This window comes from Kitasatospora cheerisanensis KCTC 2395, assembly GCF_000696185.1.
Lineage (GTDB): Bacteria > Actinomycetota > Actinomycetes > Streptomycetales > Streptomycetaceae > Kitasatospora > Kitasatospora cheerisanensis.
This window is the reverse complement of the sequence record NZ_KK853997.1, coordinates 3,253,335-3,274,856: the sequence shown is the minus strand read 5'-3', so window position 1 is coordinate 3,274,856 and position 21,522 is coordinate 3,253,335. Positions and strand designations below refer to the sequence as shown.

Annotated in this window: 17 protein-coding genes and 1 pseudogene; 12 read left to right on the top strand and 6 right to left on the bottom strand. The window is 73.3% G+C overall.

All coding sequences use genetic code 11. From position 1 onward, the window contains the following. Positions 1–217 precede the first annotated feature (217 nt). From KCH_RS44470 to KCH_RS14695, 3 genes and pseudogenes are all read right to left on the bottom strand, one after another. Positions 218–1,417, bottom strand: a pseudogene (locus KCH_RS44470) (GGDEF domain-containing protein); the annotation flags it as partial. 115 nt (positions 1,418–1,532) lie between these two features. After that, on the bottom strand, positions 1,533–2,621 hold the full coding sequence (locus KCH_RS14700; RefSeq protein ID WP_035863291.1) for an adenylate/guanylate cyclase domain-containing protein: 1,089 nt from the start codon (positions 2,619–2,621) through the stop codon (positions 1,533–1,535). A gap of 196 nt (positions 2,622–2,817) precedes the next feature. Then, positions 2,818–3,675, bottom strand: a complete 858-nt coding sequence (locus KCH_RS14695) for a biotin--[acetyl-CoA-carboxylase] ligase (RefSeq protein ID WP_035872082.1) — start codon at positions 3,673–3,675, stop codon at positions 2,818–2,820. Positions 3,676–3,915: 240 nt separating this feature from the next. On the opposite strand from KCH_RS14695, the gene KCH_RS14690 reads away from it, so the two are divergent. Continuing rightward, positions 3,916–5,505 (top strand): acyl-CoA carboxylase subunit beta, encoded by a 1,590-nt coding sequence (locus KCH_RS14690; protein ID WP_035863290.1) that lies wholly within the window; start codon positions 3,916–3,918, stop codon positions 5,503–5,505. 18 nt (positions 5,506–5,523) lie between these two features. Continuing rightward, positions 5,524–5,724, top strand: coding sequence for an acyl-CoA carboxylase subunit epsilon (locus tag KCH_RS14685; protein ID WP_035863288.1), 201 nt, complete (start codon positions 5,524–5,526; stop codon positions 5,722–5,724). A 23-nt stretch (positions 5,725–5,747) separates the two neighbouring features. On the opposite strand, the gene fdhD is transcribed toward KCH_RS14685, so the two are convergent. After that, positions 5,748–6,566, bottom strand: a complete 819-nt coding sequence (gene fdhD / locus KCH_RS14680; protein ID WP_035863286.1) for a formate dehydrogenase accessory sulfurtransferase FdhD — start codon at positions 6,564–6,566, stop codon at positions 5,748–5,750. A 113-nt stretch (positions 6,567–6,679) separates the two neighbouring features. Here fdhD and hutH point away from each other — a divergent pair, with 113 nt between their 5' ends. From hutH to hutI, 7 genes are all read left to right on the top strand, one after another. Beyond that, positions 6,680–8,248: a histidine ammonia-lyase gene (gene hutH, locus KCH_RS14675; RefSeq protein WP_084223620.1), complete on the top strand. Its 1,569-nt coding sequence runs from the start codon at positions 6,680–6,682 to the stop codon at positions 8,246–8,248. A gap of 160 nt (positions 8,249–8,408) precedes the next feature. Beyond that, positions 8,409–9,281, top strand: a complete 873-nt coding sequence (locus KCH_RS14670) for a MurR/RpiR family transcriptional regulator (protein ID WP_051653084.1) — start codon at positions 8,409–8,411, stop codon at positions 9,279–9,281. A 796-nt stretch (positions 9,282–10,077) separates the two neighbouring features. Then, a complete protein-coding gene (locus KCH_RS14665) occupies positions 10,078–10,311 on the top strand; it encodes an SHOCT domain-containing protein (RefSeq protein ID WP_035863282.1) in 234 nt (77 codons plus the stop codon). Positions 10,312–10,418: 107 nt separating this feature from the next. Next, a complete protein-coding gene (hutU, locus tag KCH_RS14660) occupies positions 10,419–12,122 on the top strand; it encodes a urocanate hydratase (RefSeq protein ID WP_051653083.1) in 1,704 nt (567 codons plus the stop codon). Between the two features lie 17 nt (positions 12,123–12,139). Next, positions 12,140–13,327 carry an allantoate amidohydrolase gene (locus KCH_RS14655; RefSeq protein WP_035872068.1) on the top strand — a complete coding sequence of 396 codons (1,188 nt, stop codon included), beginning with the start codon at positions 12,140–12,142 and terminating at the stop codon, positions 13,325–13,327. Continuing rightward, on the top strand, positions 13,312–14,664 hold the full coding sequence (locus tag KCH_RS14650) for a formimidoylglutamate deiminase (RefSeq protein ID WP_035863281.1): 1,353 nt from the start codon (positions 13,312–13,314) through the stop codon (positions 14,662–14,664). The genes KCH_RS14655 and KCH_RS14650 overlap by 16 nt, the downstream gene beginning before the upstream one ends. A gap of 58 nt (positions 14,665–14,722) precedes the next feature. Beyond that, on the top strand, positions 14,723–15,889 hold the full coding sequence (hutI, locus tag KCH_RS14645; protein WP_035863280.1) for an imidazolonepropionase: 1,167 nt from the start codon (positions 14,723–14,725) through the stop codon (positions 15,887–15,889). Positions 15,890–15,896: 7 nt separating this feature from the next. Here hutI and KCH_RS14640 read toward each other — a convergent pair whose 3' ends face one another. Next, positions 15,897–17,405 (bottom strand): peptide MFS transporter, encoded by a 1,509-nt coding sequence (locus KCH_RS14640; RefSeq protein ID WP_035863277.1) that lies wholly within the window; start codon positions 17,403–17,405, stop codon positions 15,897–15,899. 316 nt (positions 17,406–17,721) lie between these two features. Here KCH_RS14640 and KCH_RS14635 point away from each other — a divergent pair, with 316 nt between their 5' ends. Continuing rightward, on the top strand, positions 17,722–18,396 hold the full coding sequence (locus KCH_RS14635) for a response regulator transcription factor (RefSeq protein ID WP_014136090.1): 675 nt from the start codon (positions 17,722–17,724) through the stop codon (positions 18,394–18,396). A gap of 13 nt (positions 18,397–18,409) precedes the next feature. Then, positions 18,410–19,648, top strand: a complete 1,239-nt coding sequence (locus KCH_RS14630; RefSeq protein WP_035863275.1) for an ATP-binding protein — start codon at positions 18,410–18,412, stop codon at positions 19,646–19,648. A 24-nt stretch (positions 19,649–19,672) separates the two neighbouring features. On the opposite strand, the gene KCH_RS14625 is transcribed toward KCH_RS14630, so the two are convergent. Further along, the gene (locus KCH_RS14625; protein WP_035863273.1) at positions 19,673–20,194 is read right to left on the bottom strand and encodes a GtrA family protein; all 522 of its coding nucleotides are present in this window, start codon (positions 20,192–20,194) and stop codon (positions 19,673–19,675) included. A 162-nt stretch (positions 20,195–20,356) separates the two neighbouring features. Here KCH_RS14625 and KCH_RS14620 point away from each other — a divergent pair, with 162 nt between their 5' ends. After that, a complete protein-coding gene (locus KCH_RS14620) occupies positions 20,357–21,514 on the top strand; it encodes a 5-(carboxyamino)imidazole ribonucleotide synthase (RefSeq protein ID WP_035863271.1) in 1,158 nt (385 codons plus the stop codon). Positions 21,515–21,522 lie beyond the last annotated feature (8 nt).

Sequence of the window (21,522 nt, the reverse complement as noted above, 5' to 3'; positions counted from 1 at the left end):
AGACGGCGTGCCGGGCGGTGCGCATCAGCGGCGAACCCGGCGGCACGTAGGACACCCACCAGCCGACCGCGTTCAACAGCCGCGAGGCGGTCTCCGCGACCACCGACAGTCGGCCCAGGGTGTCCGCCGGATGCGTCAACTCGCCCTGCGTCCCGCCCTGGTCGAGCGCCGCCAGCACCGCCGCCAGCAGCTGCCCCGGATCGGCGCTGTGCGCCGCGCCCCGGAACCGCCGCCGGTCGTTCGGCCGGCCTGCGGGCGAGCGCCGGCTGTCCGCCAGCTGCACCACCGGGTCCGGCGCGAACCCGGGCCCGTGGCTGCGGCCCGCGACCACCGGGTGCGCGGCCCGGGCCGCCTTCGCCCGGTACTGGGCCGCGTCCGCCAGCCGGAACAGCCGGTCCGGGGTGGTCACCGGGCCGATCGAGTCCCCGGTCGACGCGATCCCGCAGGCCACGCCCTCACCATCCGTCAGCTCCAGTGCGCGGGCGCACAGCTCCTCCGCGACGGCGACCACCTGGTCCGCGGACTGGCCCTCGGCGAGCAGGCAGAACTCGTCGCCGCCGAGCCGCGCCGCCAGGCTGCCCGGCAGCTTCGCCGCCGACAGCGACAGCTGGTGCGCGAACCGCTCCAGCATCCGGTCGCCCATCTCGTGGCCCTGCTGGTCGTTGACCCGCTTCAGCCCGTTCATGTCGCACATCACCAGCGACACCACCGTGCCGCCGCGGTTGTGCGCCTTCAGCGCCTCGTCCAGCCGGGCGTCCACCGCGCGGCGGTTCGCCAGGCCGGTCAGCGCGTCGGTGAACGCCAGCCGGCGCAGGTCCGCGACCCGCTCGGTCTGGGCCAGGCCGGCCGAGATCTGCGCCGCCAGCAGCGTCGCGTACTCGGCGTCGGCCTCGGTGAACACCGGCATCCCGGTGCCGCGCGCCAGGTACAGCTCGCCCCAGGCCTGGCCGTGCAGCACGATCGGCGCGACCAGGCAGCAGCCCCGCCCGCGCCGGCGCAGGCCGGCGGCGCGCGAGCGGCAGAACGCGCCGGAGGCGGGGATCGGGTGCCCGGTGTGCGGCCCGATGTCGTCCGCGGTCTGCACCCAGGCGCGGGGGAGGCGGCCGGTGGTCCAGTGCTCCTCCAGGTACGTCACGATCTCCGGGAAGTCCGCGACGGGGTACGACTCGTCCTCGGGCAGCTCCTCCTCGCCCGGCGCGAGCTGCCCGTGGTTCACCAGCACCCGCAGCCGGCCCGACTCGCGGTCCCACACCGAGACCGCCGCCATCGTCGCCCCCAGCGCGGACGTCGCCCGGGCCGCCGCCGCGCGCACCGCCTCCAGCGGCGTCATCGCCCCGGCCATCGCCTGCGCGAGTTCCACCACTGCCTGCAGCCGCAGGTCCGGAGCCGGCGCCTCGAACGAGGCCGGATCGGTCATCGTCGCCTCACTCACCGCTCGCCTCTCCCTCCCGCGGGCCTTTTCGTCCAGCCTAGGGGGGTTTGGGGGGATTTCCGGGCAGGCGGGAGGGAACGGCGGAACGTTCCCGGACGGTTCAGCCCGTGGCGGGCGTGCGGGTCAGGAGCCAGGGTTCGACGAGGCCGAGGCCGCGGACCGGGCGGCGCCACATGGGCTGGAGCTGGAAGCGGTGGCCGGGCGCGGGCGTGGTCTCGGGGAGGCTCGCGGTGCCGTTGTGTTCGAGGGCGGTGGCGAGTTCGCCGTCGACCAGGACGGCGTCCTTGGGGGCGATCGAGGTGAGCCGGGAGGCGAGGTTGACGGTGGTGCCGAAGACGTCGCCCATCCGGGAGGTGACGGTGCCGAAGGCCATGCCGACGCGGAGCGCGGGCATGTTGTCCTCCTTGGCGAGGGTCTCGACCAGGGAGAGGGCGATCTCCGCGACGGTGGCCGGGTCCTCGGAGACGAACAGGATCTCGTCGCCGAGGGTCTTGACGACCCGTCCGCCCTGGCCGGCGATCAGGTCGGAGCAGGTGTTCTCGAAGCCCTCGACCAGCTCGCCGAGTTCCTCCTCCTCCAGGCGCCGGGAGAGCCGGGTGAAGCCGACCAGGTCGGCGAAGGCCACGGCGAGCCGGCCGGAGGTGGTCTCGTGGTCCTCGGCGGCCTGCACCACCCGGCCGGTGACGGCGGCGAGTTGGCGGCGCCAGACGTAGACGAGGAACTGTTCGAGCTCGGGCAGCAGGAGTTCGACCAGCGGGTAGGCGACGTCGGAGCGGGTGAGGCCGGGCTCGACGGGCTGGGTCAGGTTGTCGAGGAAGGTGTCCATCTGCCAGCCGGCGAGCCGCGCCGTGGTCTGGCCGGTGGAGCGGGCGACCTGGATCGCCATCGGCTCGCTGAGCAGCCCGGACTCGATCAGGCCGGCCAGCCGGCGCAGCGCGATCACGTCGTTGTCGTTGAGGGCGCGGGACTGGCCGATGTCGGGGAAGCCCATGGCGCGCCAGAACCGGGTGGCCAGGTCCATCGGGACCTCGGCGGCGCGCGCGGCCTGGTACGGGGTGTACTTGCGCGGTGCGTCGAGGATCAGCCGCTCCAGGTCGGCCGCGACGGTGGTCTCGTCCGTCCCGTCGGGTGCGCCGGGGGGAGTGCCGCCGTTGCCGGAGCCCGTCGTGGCGCCGCCGTTGTCTGTCACCGGTCCGTCCCCGTGCGTTTCCGCACTTGTGTCTTGCCGTCCTCGGGGTTCGGGTACGCGACCACCGCAGGGGGTAGTGGCGAGCCTCACACCGCTGCCAGGTGGAATGTTCGCACGGAATCGCGTAATCCGGGGCATCCGCCCGGCAGCCGGTCGGAGGGTTCCGCAGGGTGAGACCGGCCCCGCCGCGGGCGGGTCAGTCCTGCGGGCGCACGTGCACCACGTCGCCGGCGGCGACGGCGTGCCGGGCGCCGTCGGGGGTGCGGACCACCAGCCGGCCGTCGCCGTCGACGGCCACCGCCTCGCCCAGCAGTTCGCGCTCGCCGGGGAGTTGGACCTTGACGGGCCGGTTCAGGGTGGTGCAGCGGGCGGTGTAGGCGGGCAGCAGCCCGCTGGCGTGCGGGTCGCCCGCGGCGGCCGTCCACTCGCCGTACAGTTCGGCGAACTCGCGGAGCAGGGCGCGCAGCAGGGTGGCCCGGTCGGTGGTCTCGGCGCCGGCCAGCGCCAGCGAGGTGGCGGTGGGGACGGGCAGTTCGGCCTGCCGCAGCGAGACGTTGAGGCCCAGGCCGGCGACGACGGCGCCGCCGGAGAGCTCGGTGAGGATGCCGCCGAGCTTGCGCTCCTGCCCGTCGACCTCGGCCTGCAGGTCGTTCGGCCACTTCAGGCCGGTGCGGACGCCGGCGATCCGGTCGAGGGTGGCGGAGACGGCGGTGCCGATCAGGATCGGCAGCCAGCCGTAGCGCTCCATCGGCACGCCCTGCGGGCGGAGCAGCACCGACAGGAACAGCCCGGAGCGGGGCGGCGCGGACCAGCGGCGGTCGAGCCGGCCGCGGGCGGCGTGCTGCGACTCGGCGACCAGCACCGCGCCCTCGGGCGCGCCGTCCCGGGCGCGGGCGGCCAGGTCGGAGTTGGTGGAGCCGGTCTCGCTCACCACATCGAGTGAGGTCCACAGGGCGCCGGGCCGCAGCAGGTCGAGCCGCAGCGCCGCCTCGTCCAGCGGCGGCCGGTCCAGGTCGGTCCACGGCGACGGGCCGGCGTGACCGAAGCCGCGCAGTCCGGAGCGGCGGGGGCGGGGGCTCTCGGGTGTGCTCACCCCAGCCACCCTAGATGCTGTCCTACGGCCGCACGCCGCATCATCGTCCCGCAAAGCGGGCAGTGGCACGATGTGTCGATGGCCATAGCCGCGGACGCCTCCGCGCTGGCTACGCTACGAGACGGTAGACCGCAGCGCCGCCCTGCCCGCAACCCTCCACGCCCCGGGCCGGCGGCCGAGGACGCAGGGAGAGCCACCGCAATGGCCGAGGCACCGCACGACCCGCACACCACCGCCGGAAAGCTCGCCGACCTGCGGCGGCGGATCGACGAGGCGGTGCACTCCGGTTCCGCCGCGGCGGTCGAGAAGCAGCACGCCAAGGGCAAGCTGACGGCCCGTGAGCGGATCCTGGAACTGCTGGACGAGGACTCCTTCGTGGAGTTCGACGAGTTCGCCCGGCACCGCTCCACCAACTTCGGCCAGGAGAAGAACCGCCCGTACGGCGACGGCGTGGTCACCGGCTACGGCACCGTGGACGGCCGTCAGGTCGCCGTGTTCGCCCAGGACTTCACGGTGTTCGGCGGTTCGCTGGGCGAGGTGTTCGGCGAGAAGATCGTCAAGGTGATGGACTTCGCGCTGAAGACCGGCTGCCCGATGATCGGCATCAACGACTCCGGCGGCGCGCGGATCCAGGAGGGCGTGGTCTCGCTCGGCCTGTACGGCGAGATCTTCCGCCGCAACGTGCACGCCTCGGGCGTGATCCCGCAGATCTCGCTGATCATGGGCCCGTGCGCGGGCGGCGCGGTGTACTCGCCGGCGGTCACCGACTTCGTGGTGATGGCCGACAAGACCTCGCACATGTTCATCACCGGCCCGGACGTCATCAAGACCGTCACCGGCGAGACCGTGGACATGGAGGAGCTGGGCGGCGCCCGCACCCACAACACGAAGTCCGGCAACGCGCACTACCTGGCCGCCGACGAGAAGGAGGCCATCGAGTACGTCAAGAGCCTCCTGTCGTACCTGCCGTCCAACAACCTGAGCGACCCGCCGGCCTACCCCGAGCAGGCCGACCTGACGGTCACCGACGAGGACCTCGAACTCGACACGATCGTCCCGGACTCGGCGAACCAGCCGTACGACATCCGCCGGGTGATCGAGCACGTGCTGGACGACGGGGACTTCCTGGAGGTCCAGCCGCTGTACGCGGGCAACATCGTGGTCGGCTTCGGCCGGGTCGAGGGCCACCCGGTGGGAGTGGTCGGCAATCAGCCGATGGACCTGGCCGGCTGCCTGGACATCGCGGCCAGCGAGAAGGCCGCCCGCTTCGTGCGGACCTGCGACGCGTTCAACATCCCGGTGCTGACCTTCGTCGACGTGCCCGGCTTCCTGCCCGGCACCGGCCAGGAGTGGGACGGCATCATCCGCCGCGGCGCGAAGCTGATCTTCGCCTACGCGGAGGCCACCGTCCCGCTGATCACCGTGATCACCCGCAAGGCCTTCGGCGGCGCCTACGACGTGATGGGCTCCAAGCACCTCGGCGCCGACATCAACCTGGCCTGGCCGACCGCGCAGATCGCGGTGATGGGCGCGCAGGGCGCCGTCAACATCCTGCACCGCCGGGAGATCGCCGCCGCCGAGGCCGAGGGCCGCGGCGAGGAGCGCCGGGCCGAGCTGCTCGCCTCCTACGAGGACACCCTGCTCAACCCGTACCTGGCCGCCGAGCGCGGCTACGTCGACGCGGTCATCGCGCCCAGCGAGACCCGCAAGCACATCGTCCGCGGACTGCGGGCGCTGCGCGGCAAGCGGGAGGCGCTGCCGCCGAAGAAGCACGGCAACATCCCGCTGTAGCAGAAGGGCCGACCCGAGATGACTCCCATTCAGGTGCTGCACGGGCAGCCGACCCCCGAGGAGCTGGCCACCGTCCTGGCGGTGGTCCAAGCCCGGGCCGCCGCCGGGGCGCTCGCCGCCCCCGCGAGCGGCCCGGCGAGCGCGTGGTCCGGCCGGGCCGTGCGCCCGGTCCCCGCACCGGGCCCGCACGCCTGGCGCACCAGCCTCTGGCCGCGCTGACCCCCCGGCCGGATCGCCGGCGCTCAGCCGGCGATCCGGTCCGCCCGGGCGTAGACGTTCGCGCCGCGCCCGCGCAGGAACCCCACCAGGGTGAGGCCGAGCTCCTCGGCCAGGTCAACGGCGAGCGAGGACGGCGCGGAGACCGCCGCCAGCAGCGGCACCCCGGCGAGCGCGGCCTTCTGGGTCAGCTCGAACGAGGCCCGGCCGGAGACCAGCAGCAGGTGGCCGCGCAGCGGCAGCATGCCCTCGCGCAGCGCCCAGCCGACCACCTTGTCGACCGCGTTGTGCCGGCCGACGTCCTCGCGGGCGCACAGCAGGGTGCCGTCGGCGGCGAACAGCGCGGCGGCGTGCAGGCCGCCGGTGGAGTCGAAGGTCCGCTGGGCGGCGCGCAGCCGCTCCGGCAGCGCGTAGAGCACCTCCGGGTCGAGCAGCAGCGGGTCCGCGGAGACGTCCCAGCGGCTGCGGGTGCGCACCGCGTCCACCGTGTCGCGGCCGCACAGGCCGCAGGCGCTGGTGGTCAGCAGGTTGCGGTGCGCGGACAGCGCCGGGCGGGCGCCGCGGACGGTCGCGTCGACCACGTTGTACGTGTTCGCGCCGTCCTCGTCGGTGCCGGCGCAGTAGCGCAGCGCGGCCAGCTCCTCGGTGGCGCCGACCAGGCCCTCGCCGACCAGGAAGCCCGCGACCAGGTCGAAGTCGTGGCCCGGGGTGCGCATGGTGACGGTCAGCGCCTCGCCGCCGATCCTGATCTCCAGCGGCTCCTCCGCGGCCAGGCTGTCGGGCCGCGCGCCCCGCTCGCCGTCGCGCAGCCGCACCACTCGCCGCCGTACCGTTGCCCGCGCCATCCGTGTCGCACCTCCGAGGGGCCAGTCAACCACCCGGCGGGCGCCGGACCCCGCGCCCGCGCGGCGCGGCAGGTTGCTTGTCAGATCTTCATTCACCTGGTGAGAATGTGCATATGGATATGCACAGTGTCGTCGTCCAGGTCGGCAAGGCCGACGTCAGCGCCGAGGATGTCCTCGCCGTCGCCCGCGGCGGGGCCCGGGTGGAGATCGGCCCGGACGCCCTCGCCGAGATGGCCGCGGCCCGGGCCCGGATCGACGCCCTCGCCGCCGAGCCCCGCCCCGTGTACGGCGTCTCCACCGGCTTCGGCGCCCTCGCGGTGCGCCACATCAGCCCCGAACTGCGGGCCCAGCTCCAGCGCTCGCTGGTCCGCTCGCACGCCGCGGGCATGGGCCCGGTGGTGGAGACCGAGGTCGTCCGGGCACTGATGTTCCTGCGGATGAAGACCCTGGCCTCCGGCCGCACCGGTGTCCGCCCGCTGGTCGCCGAGACCATGGCCGCCCTGCTCAACGCCGGAATCACCCCCGCCGTACGGGAGTTCGGCTCGCTCGGCTGCTCCGGCGACCTCGCCCCGCTGTCGCACTGCGCGCTCGTGCTGATGGGCGAGGGCACCGCGTTCGGCCCCGACGGCGTCGAGAAGGACGCCGCCGAGCTGCTCGCCGCCGCCGGCATCACCCCCGTCGAACTGCTGGAGAAGGAGGGCCTGGCCCTCATCAACGGCACCGACGGCATGCTCGGCATGCTGGTGATGGCCCTCGCCGACCTCCGGCGCCTGTACACCACCGCCGACATCACCGCCGCGATGACGCTGGAGGCGCTGCTCGGCACCGACAAGGTGCTCGCCCCCGAACTGCACGCCCCGATCCGCCCGCACCCCGGCCAGGCCGCGGCCGCCGCCAACATGCTCGCCGTGCTGCGCGGCTCCGGACTGACCGGCCACCACCAGGACGACGCCCCGCGCGTCCAGGACGCGTACTCGATCCGCTGCGCCCCGCAGGTGGCCGGTGCCGGCCGCGACACCCTGGCGCACGCCCGCCTGGTCGCCGACCGGGAGCTCGCCGCGTCCGTCGACAACCCCGTGGTGCTGCCCGACGGCCGGGTCGAGTCCAACGGCAACTTCCACGGCGCGCCCGTCGCCTACGTGCTGGACTTCCTGGCCATCGCCGCCGCCGACCTGGCCTCGATCTCCGAGCGCCGCACCGACCGGCTGCTCGACAAAGCCCGCTCGCACGGCCTGCCCGCGTTCCTCGCCGACGACCCCGGCGTCGACTCCGGCCTGATGATCGCCCAGTACACCCAGGCCGCGCTGGTCAGCGAGAACAAGCGGCTCGCGGTGCCCGCCTCGGTCGACTCCATCCCGTCCTCGGCGATGCAGGAGGACCACGTCTCGATGGGCTGGTCCGCGGCCCGCAAGCTGCGCCAGGCCGTGGCCAACCTCGGCCGCGTGCTGGCCGTCGAACTGGTCGCCTCCGCACGGGCGTTGGAGATCCGGCAGCAGGCCGCCGAGCAGGACGGCGTGCTCGCCCCGGCGACCGCCGCCGCGATCGCCGCCGCCCGCGCCGCCGGCGTCGGCGGACCGGGCCGCGACCGCTTCCTCTCCCCGGACCTGGAGGCCGCCGCCGCGCTGGTCGCCTCCGGCGCCCTGGTCGAGGCCGTCCAGCAGGTCACCGGCCCGCTGGCCTGACCGACGGGGCACGGGGCGGGCAGGCACACCGGGGGACTACCCTCCGATCCTGCCCGTCCCGGCTGGCGGAACGAGATTGCCCACCTGCCGGGACTGCGCCACAGTCGTCCCACCGCCGAAGCCACCGGCGACCGCCCAACCGAGCGTGGAGGTACCGAAGATGACCGCCCTGGACGAGACCGGAACGAACGCCGGGCCCTCCGCCCGGCTGCTCCAGCTCTTCGAGGGCCGCCGTCTGACGCCCACCCAGCGCCGGATCGCCCACTCGCTGGTGCGGCACGCCACCGAGGCACCGTTCCTGTCCAGCGTCGAGGTCGCCGAACTCGCCGGCGTCAGCCAGCCGTCCGTCACCCGGTTCGCCGTCGCGCTCGGCTACGACGGCTACCCGGCGCTGCGCAAGCAGCTGCGCGAACTCGGCGTCGGCGAGGCCGCCGCGCCCGAGAGCCACCACGAGGTGGTCCGCAACGAGCACCAGCAGGCCGTGCTCGCCGAGATCGAACACCTGCGGCACCTCGCCGAACTGCTCGCCGATCCCGCCCCGATCGTCCGGGCCGCCCGGATCCTCGCCGCCTCCCGCCCGCTGCCGGTGCTCGGTCTGCGGGCCGCCTCCGCGCAGGCCCGCGGCTTCGCCTACTTCGCCGCCAAGGTCCACCCCGACATCCGGCTGCTCGACGAGGGCGGCTCGATGCTCGCCGACCGCCTCGAACAGGCCGCCTCCGCCGGCGCCACCGCGCTGCTCTGCTTCGCGCTGCCCCGCTACCCGCGCGAGCTGATGGACGCCCTCACCGTCGCCCGCGACTGCGGACTGACCGTCCTCACCGTCGCCGACTCCGCGTTCGCGCCCGTCGCCAAGCTCTCCGACGTGCTGCTGCCCGCCGCCGTCGGCACCGGACTGGTCTTCGACACCGCCTGCGCCCCGATGATGCTCGGCCGGGTCCTGCTGCAGTCGATGTGCGACGAGATGCCCGGGGCGGAGGCCCGGCTCGAAGCCAACGAGCAGTCCGCGACGGCCCGTCAGTTGTTCCTGGACTGACACCCGTTGTTCCCCCAATGACACCCTTGCGCCGGGTTGACGACCGGTCGTGAGCGGGCATCTTCCTCGGTAGGGACGAAGACAGCCTTGGACGGGGGAAGTCCAATGCCACCACCGATCCACCAGATGCGGCTCACCGGACGACTCGGCTCCGGCGCCGACGAATGGTCCTGCCCGCAGTGCGGCCGGCGCATCGCGCTGCGCCGCCCGCCGCACCCCGAACTCACCGTGCTCGACCCGGGCGACGAGGAGGCCGTGCACATCGGCGTCCTGGAACCCGGCGACCCGGCCTCCGAGGCCGCCGCCGCCCGCTACGGCGTCGGCCCCGTCCAGCACGTCCCGCGCCCGCCGGCCGCCCCGGCGAGACCCGCCCCGGCGAGCCGAACGCCCAGCCCGACGCCGAGGACCGCCGCTGGCTCGCCGAGATCGGCATCGACTGGGACGGCGACGAAGCGGCCTGACGGGGCGTCAGCCTGCTCGCTTGCACGTCAGTGTGGAGAGAACCCTCCCCGGGGGGGGCGACCGTGCGGGTGCGGCGGGGGCGACGCCTGAAGCGGAGGGCCGGAGCCGGTTCGTCCGGGCGGCGAACGGCTCCGCCGTCCCGGCCCGACGCCGCCGGGCGTCGCCCCCGGCCCGCGAGGCGCAGACTGGAAAGCGGCGCACCCGTTCGGGTGCGGTGGCGGGTGATCACGATGACGTATTGGCACCACGGGCCCTACGGCGGCTGGTCGTGGGTGCTGCCGGGGATCACGTTCATGCTGTTCGTCCTGCTGGTGATCGTCGTGCTGGCCGCGCTGTGGCGGGCCTCCACGACGAACCGGGCGGGCGGCGGCCGGCGGCCGGGCCGCGGTGGGGGAGCCCGCCGCAGCAGCAGGCCCGGGCCCCGGAGGCGGAGCGGCTGCTGGCCGAGCGGCTGGCCAGGGGCGAGATCGAGGTGGCGGAGTACCGGGAGCGCCTGGCGGCGCTGCGCGGCGAGAGCCCGCCGCCACCGGGCGGAACGGGCGGACCGGGGGATCCGGGGAAGGGCTGAGCACCGGGCGCCGACGCGGGGCCGCGAACCTCTGGTCAGCCCCAGCCTGTTTGGATATATTCACTCTGCTTGATCGTGAATGAATCCATCCGCAAGGAGGCTGGTCCATGGCAGAGCAGGCGAGCGGCCCGCGCGAGGTTCGCGCGGCGCGGGGCACCGGGCTGAGCACGCAGGGCTGGCAGCAGGAAGCCGCCCTGCGGATGCTGATGAACAACCTCGACCCCGAGGTCGCCGAGCACCCGTCCAAGCTGGTGGTCTACGGCGGCACCGGCAAGGCGGCCCGCGACTGGCGTTCCTTCGACGCCATGGTGCGGACCCTGCAGGGCCTCAAGCAGGACGAGACCATGCTGGTCCAGTCCGGCCGGCCGGTCGGCGTGATGCAGACCCACGAGTGGGCGCCCCGCGTGCTGATCGCCAACTCCAACCTGGTCGGCGACTGGGCCAACTGGGAGGAGTTCCGCCGCCTGGAGTCGCTCGGCCTCACCATGTACGGCCAGATGACCGCCGGTTCGTGGATCTACATCGGCACCCAGGGCATCCTGCAGGGCACCTACGAGACCTTCGCCGCCGTCGCCAACAAGCGCTTCAACGGCACCCTCGAAGGCACCGTCACCCTCACCGCCGGCCTCGGCGGCATGGGCGGCGCCCAGCCGCTCGCCGTCACCATGAACGGCGGCGTGGCGATCTGCATCGACTGCGACCCGTCCCGGATCGCCCGCCGGATCGAGCACCGCTACCTCGACGTCGAGGCCAAGAACCTCGACCACGCGCTCCAGCTCGCCACCGAGGCCCGGGACAAGCGGCAGCCGCTCTCCATCGGCCTGCTCGGCAACGCCGCCGACCTGTTCCCGCAGCTGCTCGCGATGGACGCCCCGATCGACATCGTCACCGACCAGACCAGCGCCCACGACCCGCTGGCCTACCTGCCGACCGGCGTCGCCTTCGAGGACATGGCCAGCTACGCCGCCGCCGAGCCTGCCGAGTTCACCCGGCGCGCCCGCGAGTCGATGGCCCGCCACGTGGAGGCCATGGTCGGCTTCCAGGACCGCGGCGCGGAGGTCTTCGACTACGGCAACTCGATCCGCGGCGAGGCCCAACTCGCAGGCTACGAACGGGCGTTCGCCTTCCCCGGCTTCGTCCCCGCGTACATCCGGCCGCTGTTCTGCGAGGGCAAGGGCCCGTTCCGCTGGGCGGCGCTGTCCGGCGACCCGAAGGACATCCACAAGACCGACAAGGCCGTCCTCGACCTGTTCCCGGAGAACGAGTCGCTGCACCGCTGGATCAGGATGGCCCAGGAGAAGGTGCACTTCCAGGGCCTGCCCGCGCGGATCTGCTGGCTCGGCTACGGCGAGCGCGACAAGGCCGGCGAGCGGTTCAACGACATGGTGGCCAGCGGCGAGCTGTCCGCGCCGATCGTGATCGGCCGCGACCACCTGGACTGCGGCTCCGTCGCCTCCCCGTACCGGGAGACCGAGGCGATGCTCGACGGCTCCGACGCGATCGCCGACTGGCCGCTGCTGAACGCCATGGTCAACGTCGCCTCCGGCGCGTCCTGGGTGTCCATCCACCACGGCGGCGGCGTCGGCATCGGCCGCTCCATCCACGCCGGCCAGGTCACCGTCGCCGACGGCACCCCGCTGGCCGGCGAGAAGATCCGCCGCGTCCTCACCAACGACCCCGGCATGGGCGTCATCCGGCACGTCGACGCCGGCTACGACCGGGCCTCCGAGGTCGCCGACCAGCGGGGCGTCCACATCCCCATGAACGAGCACAGCCCCGTGAACGGTCACAGCCCGATGGGCGAGCTGTGACCGAGGGCTTCGATGCGATGTGGGCGGAGCTGCTCCCCGTGGGCCGCTCCGCCTCCTCCGGCGGCTACCGCCGGCACGCCTGGAACTCCGCCGACGCCGAGTGCCGGGCCTGGTTCGAGGACCAGGCCCGGGCCCGCGGCCTGGCCTTCGAGACCGACCGCAACGGCAACCAGTGGGCCTGGCTCGGTGACCCGCAGGCCGGGAACGCCGTCGTCACCGGCTCGCACCTGGACTCCGTCCCCGACGGCGGCGCCTACGACGGCCCGCTCGGCGTGGTCTCCTCCTTCGCCGCCCTCGACGAACTCCGCTCGCGCGGCGCCGAGTTCACCCGTCCGCTGGCGATCGTCAACTTCGGCGACGAGGAGGGCGCCCGGTTCGGCGTCGCCTGCGTCGGCTCCCGGCTCGCCACCGGCGTGCTCGACCGGGACGCCGCGTACGAGCTGCGCGACGCCGACGGGGTGCGGCTGCCCGACGCGATGGAACGCGCCGGGCACGACCCCGCGCGGATCGGCGCCGACCCCGAACTGCTCGGCCGGATCGGCGCGTTCGTCGAACTCCACATCGAGCAGGGGCGGTACCTGGAGGAGGGGCAGCCGGTCGGCGTGGCCGGCGCGATCTGGCCGCACGGCCGCTGGCGGTTCGACTTCCACGGCGAGGCCAACCACGCCGGCACCACCCGGCTCGCCGACCGCCGCGACCCGATGCTCACCTACGCCACCACGGTGCTCGCCGCCCGCAAGAAGGCCCGGCTGGCCGGGGCGCTCGCCACCTTCGGCAAGGTCGCCGTCGAACCCAACGGCACCAACGCGATCGCCTCGCTGGTCCGCGGCTGGCTCGACTCCCGCGCCGCCGACGAGCGGACGCTGCGTCAGCTGGTCGAGGCCATCGAGCAGTCCGCGGTCGAACGCGGCGAACGCGACGGCGTCCGGGTCTCGCTCACCCGCGAGTCCTTCACCCCCGTCGTCGACTTCGACGCCCCGCTCCGCGACCGCCTCGCCGACCTGCTCAAGGCCCCCGTGCTGCCCACCGGCGCGGGACACGACGCCGGGATCCTGGCGTCCGCCGTCCCGACCGCCATGCTGTTCGTGCGGAACCCCACCGGGGTGTCGCACTCCCCGGCCGAACGCGCCGAACAGGACGACTGCCACGCCGGCGTCGCCGCCCTCGCGGACGTACTGGAGGACCTCGCATGTCAGCGGTCGTGACCTACTGGGCCGAGCACGCCTGGCTGCCGCACGCCGACGGCCACGCGGTCGAGCGCGAGGTCCTGATCGCCGTCGGGCCCGGCGGCCGGATCGCCAAGGTCACGCCGGGGAGCGGCCCCTGCCCCGCCGGGGCCGTCCGGCTGGCCGGGCTGGCGCTGCCCGGGCAGGCCAACGCGCACTCGCACGCCTTCCACCGGGCGCTGCGCGGCACCGTCCAGACCGGCTCCGGGACGTTCTGGACCTGGCGCGACACCATGTACCGGGTCGCGTCCGCGCTCGACCCGGACAGCTACCTGGCGCTCGCCACCGCCGTGTACGCCGAGATGGCGCTCGCCGGCATCAGCGCCGTCGGCGAGTTCCACTACCTGCACCACGCGCCCGGCGGCGTCCGCTACGACGACCCGAACGCGATGGGCGAGGCGCTGATCGAGGCCGCGCAGCGGGCCGGCATCCGGATCACCCTGCTCGACACCTGCTACCTGTCCTCCGGCTTCGGCGCCGAACCGACCGACCACCAGCTGCGGTTCTCCGACGGCGACGCGGACGCCTGGGCCGACCGGGCCGCCCGGCTGGTCGGCGCGGAGCACGCCCGGATCGGCGCGGCCGTGCACTCCGTGCGGGCCGTCCCCGCCGGGCAGCTGGGCGCCGTCGCGCACTTCGCCGCGATGCGCAAGGCCCCGCTGCACGTCCACCTCTCCGAGCAGACCGCCGAGAACGACGCCTGCCTCGCCGCGCACGGCGTCACCCCGACCCGGCTGCTCGCCGACCACGGCGTGCTCGGGCCGCGCACCTCCGCCGTCCACGCGACGCACCTGACGGACGAGGACATCCGGCTCCTCTCCGACAGCACCACCGCCATCTGCATGTGCCCCACCACCGAGCGGGACCTCGCGGACGGCATCGGCCCCGCCAGGCGGCTGGCCGCCGCGGGCTGCCCGATCACCCTCGGCAGCGACAGCCACGCCGTCATCGACCCGTTCGAGGAGGCCCGGGCGCTGGAACTCGACGAGCGCCTGCGCACCCGGACCCGCGGCCACTGGACGGCCAACGCGCTGCTCCGGGCCGGTACCGAGGACGGCCACGCCTCCCTCGGCTGGCCCGAGGCGGGCCGGCTGGAGGCCGGCGCGCTCGCCGACTTCTGCGTGCTCGCGCTGGACACCGTGCGGACGGCCGGCCCGCCGCCGGAGCTGGGCGCGGAGACCGCGGTCTTCGCGGCGGGCGCGGCCGACGTGCGGCACCTGATCGTGGGCGGGCGGCACGTCGTCAAGGACGGGGCGCACCAGCTGGTGCCGGACGTGGCCGGGGAGCTGGCCGCCGCGATCGGCGCCCTGCGGTAGCACCGCGCAGTCCCTCCGCACCCCTGACGGGGCACGTACTTCGACGAAGGATCACTTCATGAGCCTGCTCATCGGCAACATCGGGTCGCTGGTCACCAACGACCCCGCGCTCGGGGAAGGGCCGCTCGGGCTGCTGTCCGACGCCGCCGTGGTCGTCGACGGGGACACCGTCGCCTGGGTCGGCCCCGCCGAGAAGGCCCCCGCCGCGGACGAGAGCGTCGACGCGGCCGGGCGGGCGCTGCTGCCGGGCTTCGTGGACAGCCACTCGCACCTGGTGTTCGCGGGGGACCGCACCGCGGAGTTCAACGCGCGGATGTCGGGACGGGCGTACGAGGCCGGCGGGATCCGGACCACGGTCGCCGCGACCCGGGCCGCCTCGGACGCGGAGCTGAACGCCAACCTGACCCGGTACCTGGCGGAGATGCTGCGGCAGGGCACCACCACGGTCGAGGTGAAGTCCGGGTACGGGCTGAGCACCGCCGACGAGGCGCGCTCGCTGCGGATCGCGGCCGGCCACACCGAGGAGACCACCTACCTCGGCGCCCACGTGGTGGGGCCGGAGTTCGCCGACGACCCGGCCGGCTACGTCGAGCTGGTCACCGGTGAGATGCTGGAGGCGTGCGCCCCGTACGCGCGCTGGGTGGACGTGTTCTGCGAGCGCGGCGCGTTCGACGGCGAGCAGGCGCGGGCGGTGCTGACCGCCGGGATGGCCAAGGGCCTGCGGCCGCGGGTGCACGCCAACCAGCTGAGCCCCGGCCCGGGCGTGCAGCTCGCCGTCGAACTGGGCGCGGCCTCCGCCGACCACTGCACCCACCTGACCGACCGGGACGTGGCGGCGCTGGCCGACGGCGGGACGGTCGCCACCCTGCTGCCCGGCGCGGAGTTCTCCACCCGGGCGCCCTACCCGGACGCCCGGCGGCTGCTCGACGCGGGAGCCCGGGTCGCACTGTCCACGGACTGCAACCCGGGCTCCAGCTTCACCAGTTCGATGCCGTTCTGCCTGGCCGTCGCGGTGCGCGAGATGGGCATGACCCCCGACGAGGCGGTGCACGCCGCCACCGCGGGCGGCGCGCTGGCGCTGCGCCGCACCGACGTCGGCCGGATCTCCCCGGGAGCCCGGGCGGACCTCCAGCTGCTGGACGCGCCTTCGCACGTCCACCTGGCGTACCGCCCGGGCGTCCCGCTGACCGCCGCCGTCTGGCAGGGCGGGGTCCGGAAGGCCTGACGCAGGGTCAGCGCACGTCGCCCATCAGGCGGCCGATCCGGCCGCGGGCGGAGAACAGTCCGACGCCGGCGGCGACGGCGAGCAGGCCCTGGACGGCGAAGTACCAGGTCGAGCCGACCACGCTGTCACCCAGCAGCAGCTGGGCCAGGGCGGCCACGCAGTCGCCGGCGGTCACCGCGAGGAACCAGATGCCCATCATCTGGCTGGCGTACTTGGCGGGCGCCAGCTTGGTGGTGACGGACAGGCCCACCGGGGAGAGCGTCAGCTCGCCGGTGGTCTGGATCAGGTAGACCACGGCCAGCCACAGCGGGGTGACCTTGGCGCCGCCCGACGCGGCCGCCATGGCCAGCATCATCACCAGGAACGACACGCCGATCATCAGCAGGCCGAAGGCGAACTTCGAGGTGGTGGACGGGTTGCGGCGGCGCTGCGCGGCCGCGTTCCACAGCCAGGCGAACACCGGGGCGAGCGCCATGATGTACAGCGGGTTCAGCGACTGGAACCAGCTGGAGGGGAACGAGAAGCCGAACAGCGTGCCGGCGGTGTTGCGCTCGGCGAACACGCTGAGCGTCGAACCGGACTGGTCGTAGATCATCCAGAACACCGCGGCGGCGGCGAAGAACCACAGGTAGCCGCTCATCCGGGAGCGCTCCTCGCCGGTCAGGTCCGGGTCGCGGCGGATCCGGGCGAAGACCAGCACCGGAACGGCGATGCCGGCCAGCGAGAGCGGCCAGATCGCCCAGGACACGGTGAAGTGGCCGGTGCCGGCGACGACGCCGTAGAACACGGCGGCCACGGCCAGCCACAGGCCGGCCTTGCGCAGCACCGCGCGGCGCTCGGCCGCGCCGATCGGCGCGGTGACCACGCTGGAGCGCGGGCTGAGGTGCCGGCTGCCCACCAGGTACTGGATCAGGCCGAGCGCCATGCCGACGCCGGCCAGCGCGAAGCCCAGGTGCCAGTTGACCTTCTGGCCCACGGTGCCGATCACCAGCGGCGCGAGGAAGGCGCCCAGGTTGATGCCCATGTAGAAGATCGTGAAGCCGCCGTCCCGGCGCGGGTCGTTGGGCCCGTCGTAGAGGTGGCCGACCATGGTGGAGATGTTGGCCTTCAGCAGGCCGGAGCCGACCGCGATGAAGACCAGGCCGCCGAAGAAGGCCGCGGAGGAGGGCACGGCCAGCAGGAAGTGGCCGACCATGATGATCCCGCCGCCGAGGGCGACGGTGCGCCGGGCGCCGAGCAGCCGGTCGGCGATCCAGCCGCCGGGAAGTGCGAGCAGGTACACCATGGCGTTGTAGACCGAGTACACGGCGGTGGCGGTGGCCACCTGCATGCCCAGGCCGCCTTCGGCCGCCTTGGTGGACATGTAGACCACCAGCAGGGCGCGCATGCCGTAGAAGCTGAAGCGCTCCCACGTCTCGGTCATGAAGAGGGTGGCGAGGCCGCGGGGGTGGCCGAGGAAGGTCCGTCCGTCAGTCGGGGAGGGCCGTACCTCGGACTCCAGGGTGCTCGAAGCCATGCTGATTCCTTGCCTGTTTTTCCGGGTTCCAGACCACTCTAAGTCGCGAGTTCGGTTGACTGCGGAGCGTGAATGGTATTCAGAAGGTAAAGCCTGACGTCGTCGCGCTGCGCCTTTCGATCCCAGAGCCGCAGAATTGCCTGCGATCGCAAGGCCGATGCGAAGAATGTCCATGTAAGCGCAGTTGTTGCCGAAGATGCCCACGAAATCAAGTTGATCACGCGCTGTGACACTGTTCACAGTGCCCGGGCCGGGCGCGCCGCGACCCCGGAAGACCCCCTGATCAGGCGTCCCCGCGCGGTCTACCATCGCCCCTATGACCTGTGTGCTGCTGGCCGAGGACGACCCGGCAATCTCCGAACCGCTGGCCCGCGCCCTCCGTCGCGAGGGCTACGAGGTGCTCGTCCGCGAGGACGGACCGGCCGCCCTGGGCGCCGGCCTCAGCGAGGACGTCGACCTCATCGTGCTCGACCTCGGACTCCCCGAGATGGACGGCCTGGAGGTGTGCCGGCGGCTGCGCGCCGACGGCAAGAGCTTCCCGGTCCTGGTGCTCACCGCCCGCGCCGACGAGGTGGACACCGTCGTCGGCCTGGACGCCGGCGCCGACGACTACGTCACCAAGCCGTTCCGGCTGGCCGAACTGCTCGCCCGCGTCCGGGCCCTGCTGCGCCGCGGCAACGTCGACCAGCTGACCACCGGCGCGCACGGCGTGAAGATCGACATCGAGTCGCACCGCGCCTGGCTCGGTGAGGAGGAACTCACCCTCTCCGCGAAGGAGTTCGAACTGCTGCGGGTCCTGGTGCGGGACGCCGGGCGGGTCGTCACCCGCGAGGAGATCATGCGCCAGGTCTGGGACACCACCTGGTGGACCTCCACCAAGACCCTGGACATGCACATCTCCTGGCTGCGCAAGAAGCTCGGCGACGACGCCGCCAACCCGCGCTACATCGCCACCGTGCGCGGCGTCGGCTTCCGCTTCGAGAAGAACTGAAGGTCCACCCGGCGTGAAGCGCAGGATGATCAACTCACTGCTGGGCGTCGTCCTGGTGGTGGTCGCGGTGTTCTGCGTGCCGCTGGCCCTGATCGAGAAGCAGTCGATCGTCAACGCCGCCAACGACCGGGTCGACGCGGTCGCGGTCCGGGTGCTCGGACTGGTCGAGAGCCGGCTCGCCGCGGGCGAGCCGGTCAGCGGCGAGAAGTTCGCCGCCGTGGTGACCGAGAACTTCTACGTCACCGTGGACATCCCCGGACAGCCGCAGATCGCCCTCGGCCGCCCGGTCGAGGGCGAGGCGCTGACCGCCACCGAGAGCGGGGCCAGCGGCGAGACCGTCACCGTCGCCCAGTCCCGCACCGCGCTCGACCACGAGATCGGCAACATGCTGCTGCTGCTCGGCGTGGTCGCCCTGCTCGCCGTGCAGGCCGCCGTGGCCCTCGCCGTCTGGCAGGCCAAGCGGCTGGCCCGCCCGCTCACCGACCTCGCCGAGACCGCCGAACGGCTCGGCTCCGGCGACCCCCGCCCGCAGGGCCGCCGCTACGGCGTCCCCGAACTCGACCGGATCGCCGAGGTGCTGGACACCAGCGCGGAGCGCATCGCCCGGATGCTCACCGCCGAACGCCGGCTCGCCGCCGACGCCTCGCACCAGCTGCGCACCCCGCTCACCGCGCTGTCCATGCGGCTGGAGGAGATCACCACCCTCGCCGAGGACCCCGACACCGTCCGCGAGGAGGCCGCCATCGGCCTCCAGCAGGTGGAACGGCTCACCGACGTGGTGCAGCGGCTGCTCACCAACCAGCGCGACCCCAACAGCCCCACCGCGGTGACCTTCGGGCTCGACGAGGTGCTCAAGCAGCAGGTCGAGGAGTGGGGACCGACGCTGCGCGACAGCGGGCGGCAGCTCGTCGTCGAGGGCCTGCGCGAGGTCCGGGTGATCGGCACCCCCGGCACCGTCTCCCAGGTGCTGGCCACCCTGATCGAGAACTCGCTGATGCACGGCGCCGGCACCATCACGCTGCGGGCCCGCCGCTCCGGCAGCTCGGTCGTCGCCGAGGTCCAGGACGAGGGGCCGGGCGTCCCCCGCGAGCTCGGCAACCGGGTCTTCGAACGGGCCGTCAGCGGCCGCAACTCCACCGGGATCGGACTGGCCGTCGCCCGTGACCTCGCGGAAGCCGACGGCGGCCGCCTCGAACTGCTGTCGCTGCGGCCGCCGGTGTTCGCGCTGTTCCTCGCCCACGCGGAGGACTGACCCCGCCCGGACGGTGACGCCTCGTCAGTTGGCCAGCGAGCGGCTGTCCTCGGCGGCCAGCAGCAGCTCGGCCTCCTGCACCACCTCGGGGTCCTCCAGCTCCGGCATCGCCTTGAACACCCAGGTGCGGTAGGAGATGAAGCGGAACACGGTGGCCACCACCAGGCCGAGGAACTTGCCGCCCAGCTTCTCGAACGGCGTGTCCAGGCCCAGCACGTACTGGGTGAAGCCCAGGGTGCCGGTCTCGATCAGCATGCCGATGCCGCTGAACAGCAGGAACAGCGTGATCTCGCGCTTGCGGGAGGCGGCGTCGCGGTCCTTGTACAGCCAGTACCGGTAGCCCAGGTAGTTGGTGGCGATGGCCACCAGGGTGGCCGCGATGTTGGAGCGCAGCGAGGCCAGGCCGAAGCCGTTGTTGAGGATCCAGAACAGTGCGAAGTTGACCACCACGCCGGAGGCGCCGATGACGGCGAATCCGATCGCTTCCAGCGACAGCCCGCGCAGCCGCTGGACCAGGGAGGGACGCGTCTCGATGGCGCTCGTCATGCGGGCTGCTCCGTATGCTTCACATGATCGGATAAGTGATGTCGTGCGATCCGGCCCACCAGGCTACCCGCCCCCACGGGATGCTCCGTGCCACGCCCGGTGCGTACGCCCCCCGCGCACGCCGGTGTCGGGCCTTTGACCGGCCCCGATATCCTGGAGCGCGTGACTGTAGCGGGCAATGCGAACTTTCCAGTGGTCGGAGTCATCGGCGGCGGGCAGCTCGCCCGCATGATGCACCAGGCGGGCATCCCGCTGGGCATCCGCTTCAAACTCCTCGCCGACACCCCCCAGGAGTCGGCCGCGCAGGTGGTCGGCACCACCGTGCTCGGCGACTACCGCGACCTCGACGTGCTGCGGGCCTTCGCCGCCGACTGCGACGTCATCACCTTCGACCACGAGCACGTGCCCACCGAGCACCTGCGCGCCCTGCAGGCCGAGGGCATCGCCGTCCGGCCCGGCCCCGAGGCGCTGGTCAACGCCCAGGACAAGGGCGTCATGCGGGCCAAGCTCGACTCCATCGGCGTCCCCTGCCCCCGGCACCGGATCGTCGCCGACCCGGCCGACGTCACCGCCTTCGCGAACGAGGGCGAGGGCTACCCCGTCGTCCTCAAGACCGTCCGCGGCGGCTACGACGGCAAGGGCGTCTGGGTCGTGAAGGACGAGGCCGAGGCCGCCGCGCCGTTCCTCGCCGGGGTCGACGTCCTCGCCGAGGAGAAGGTCGACTTCCTCCGCGAACTCGCCGCCAACGTGGTGCGCTCGCCCAGCGGCCAGGCCGTCGCCTACCCGGTCGTCGAATCCGTCCAGGAGAACGGCATCTGCGCCGAGGTCACCGCCCCCGCGCCCGACCTCGACCCGGCCCTCTCCGACGAGGCCCAGCAGCTCGCCCTCCGGATCGCCGGCGAACTCGACATCACCGGCCACCTCGCCGTCGAGCTCTTCCAGACCCGCGACGGCCGCATCCTGGTCAACGAACTCGCCATGCGCCCGCACAACTCCGGGCACTGGACCCAGGACGGCGCCGTCACCTCCCAGTTCGAGAACCACCTCCGGGCCGTCCTCGACCTCCCCCTCGGCGACCCCCGCCCCCGCGCCAAGTGGACCGTCATGGTCAACGTCCTCGGCGGCGACTACCCCGACATGTACCACGCCTTCCTGCACTGCATGGCCCGCGACCCCGGCCTCAAGATCCACATGTACGGAAAGGACGTGAAGCCCGGCCGCAAGGTCGGCCACGTCAACGTCTCCGGGGACAACCTCGAAGACATCCGCGAACGCGCCCGCCACGCGGCCGCCTACCTGCGAGGAACGATCACCGATTGACCTTCCCC

Excerpts from the sequence above, each read along its gene's own strand:
- hutU (WP_051653083.1), top strand. The coding sequence starts at position 10,419 with ATGGCAGAGCAGGCGAGCGGCCCGCGCGAGGTTCGCGCGGCGCGGGGC.
- KCH_RS14670 (WP_051653084.1), top strand. The coding sequence starts at position 8,409 with ATGACCGCCCTGGACGAGACCGGAACGAACGCCGGGCCCTCCGCCCGG.
- KCH_RS14650 (WP_035863281.1), top strand. The coding sequence starts at position 13,312 with ATGTCAGCGGTCGTGACCTACTGGGCCGAGCACGCCTGGCTGCCGCAC.
- KCH_RS14690 (WP_035863290.1), top strand. The coding sequence starts at position 3,916 with ATGGCCGAGGCACCGCACGACCCGCACACCACCGCCGGAAAGCTCGCC.
- fdhD (WP_035863286.1), bottom strand. The coding sequence starts at position 6,566 with ATGGCGCGGGCAACGGTACGGCGGCGAGTGGTGCGGCTGCGCGACGGC.
- hutI (WP_035863280.1), top strand. The coding sequence starts at position 14,723 with ATGAGCCTGCTCATCGGCAACATCGGGTCGCTGGTCACCAACGACCCC.
- KCH_RS14635 (WP_014136090.1), top strand. The coding sequence starts at position 17,722 with ATGACCTGTGTGCTGCTGGCCGAGGACGACCCGGCAATCTCCGAACCG.
- hutH (WP_084223620.1), top strand. The coding sequence starts at position 6,680 with ATGGATATGCACAGTGTCGTCGTCCAGGTCGGCAAGGCCGACGTCAGC.
- KCH_RS14640 (WP_035863277.1), bottom strand. The coding sequence starts at position 17,405 with ATGGCTTCGAGCACCCTGGAGTCCGAGGTACGGCCCTCCCCGACTGAC.
- KCH_RS14625 (WP_035863273.1), bottom strand. The coding sequence starts at position 20,194 with ATGACGAGCGCCATCGAGACGCGTCCCTCCCTGGTCCAGCGGCTGCGC.
- KCH_RS14655 (WP_035872068.1), top strand. The coding sequence starts at position 12,140 with ATGTGGGCGGAGCTGCTCCCCGTGGGCCGCTCCGCCTCCTCCGGCGGC.
- KCH_RS14685 (WP_035863288.1), top strand. The coding sequence starts at position 5,524 with ATGACTCCCATTCAGGTGCTGCACGGGCAGCCGACCCCCGAGGAGCTG.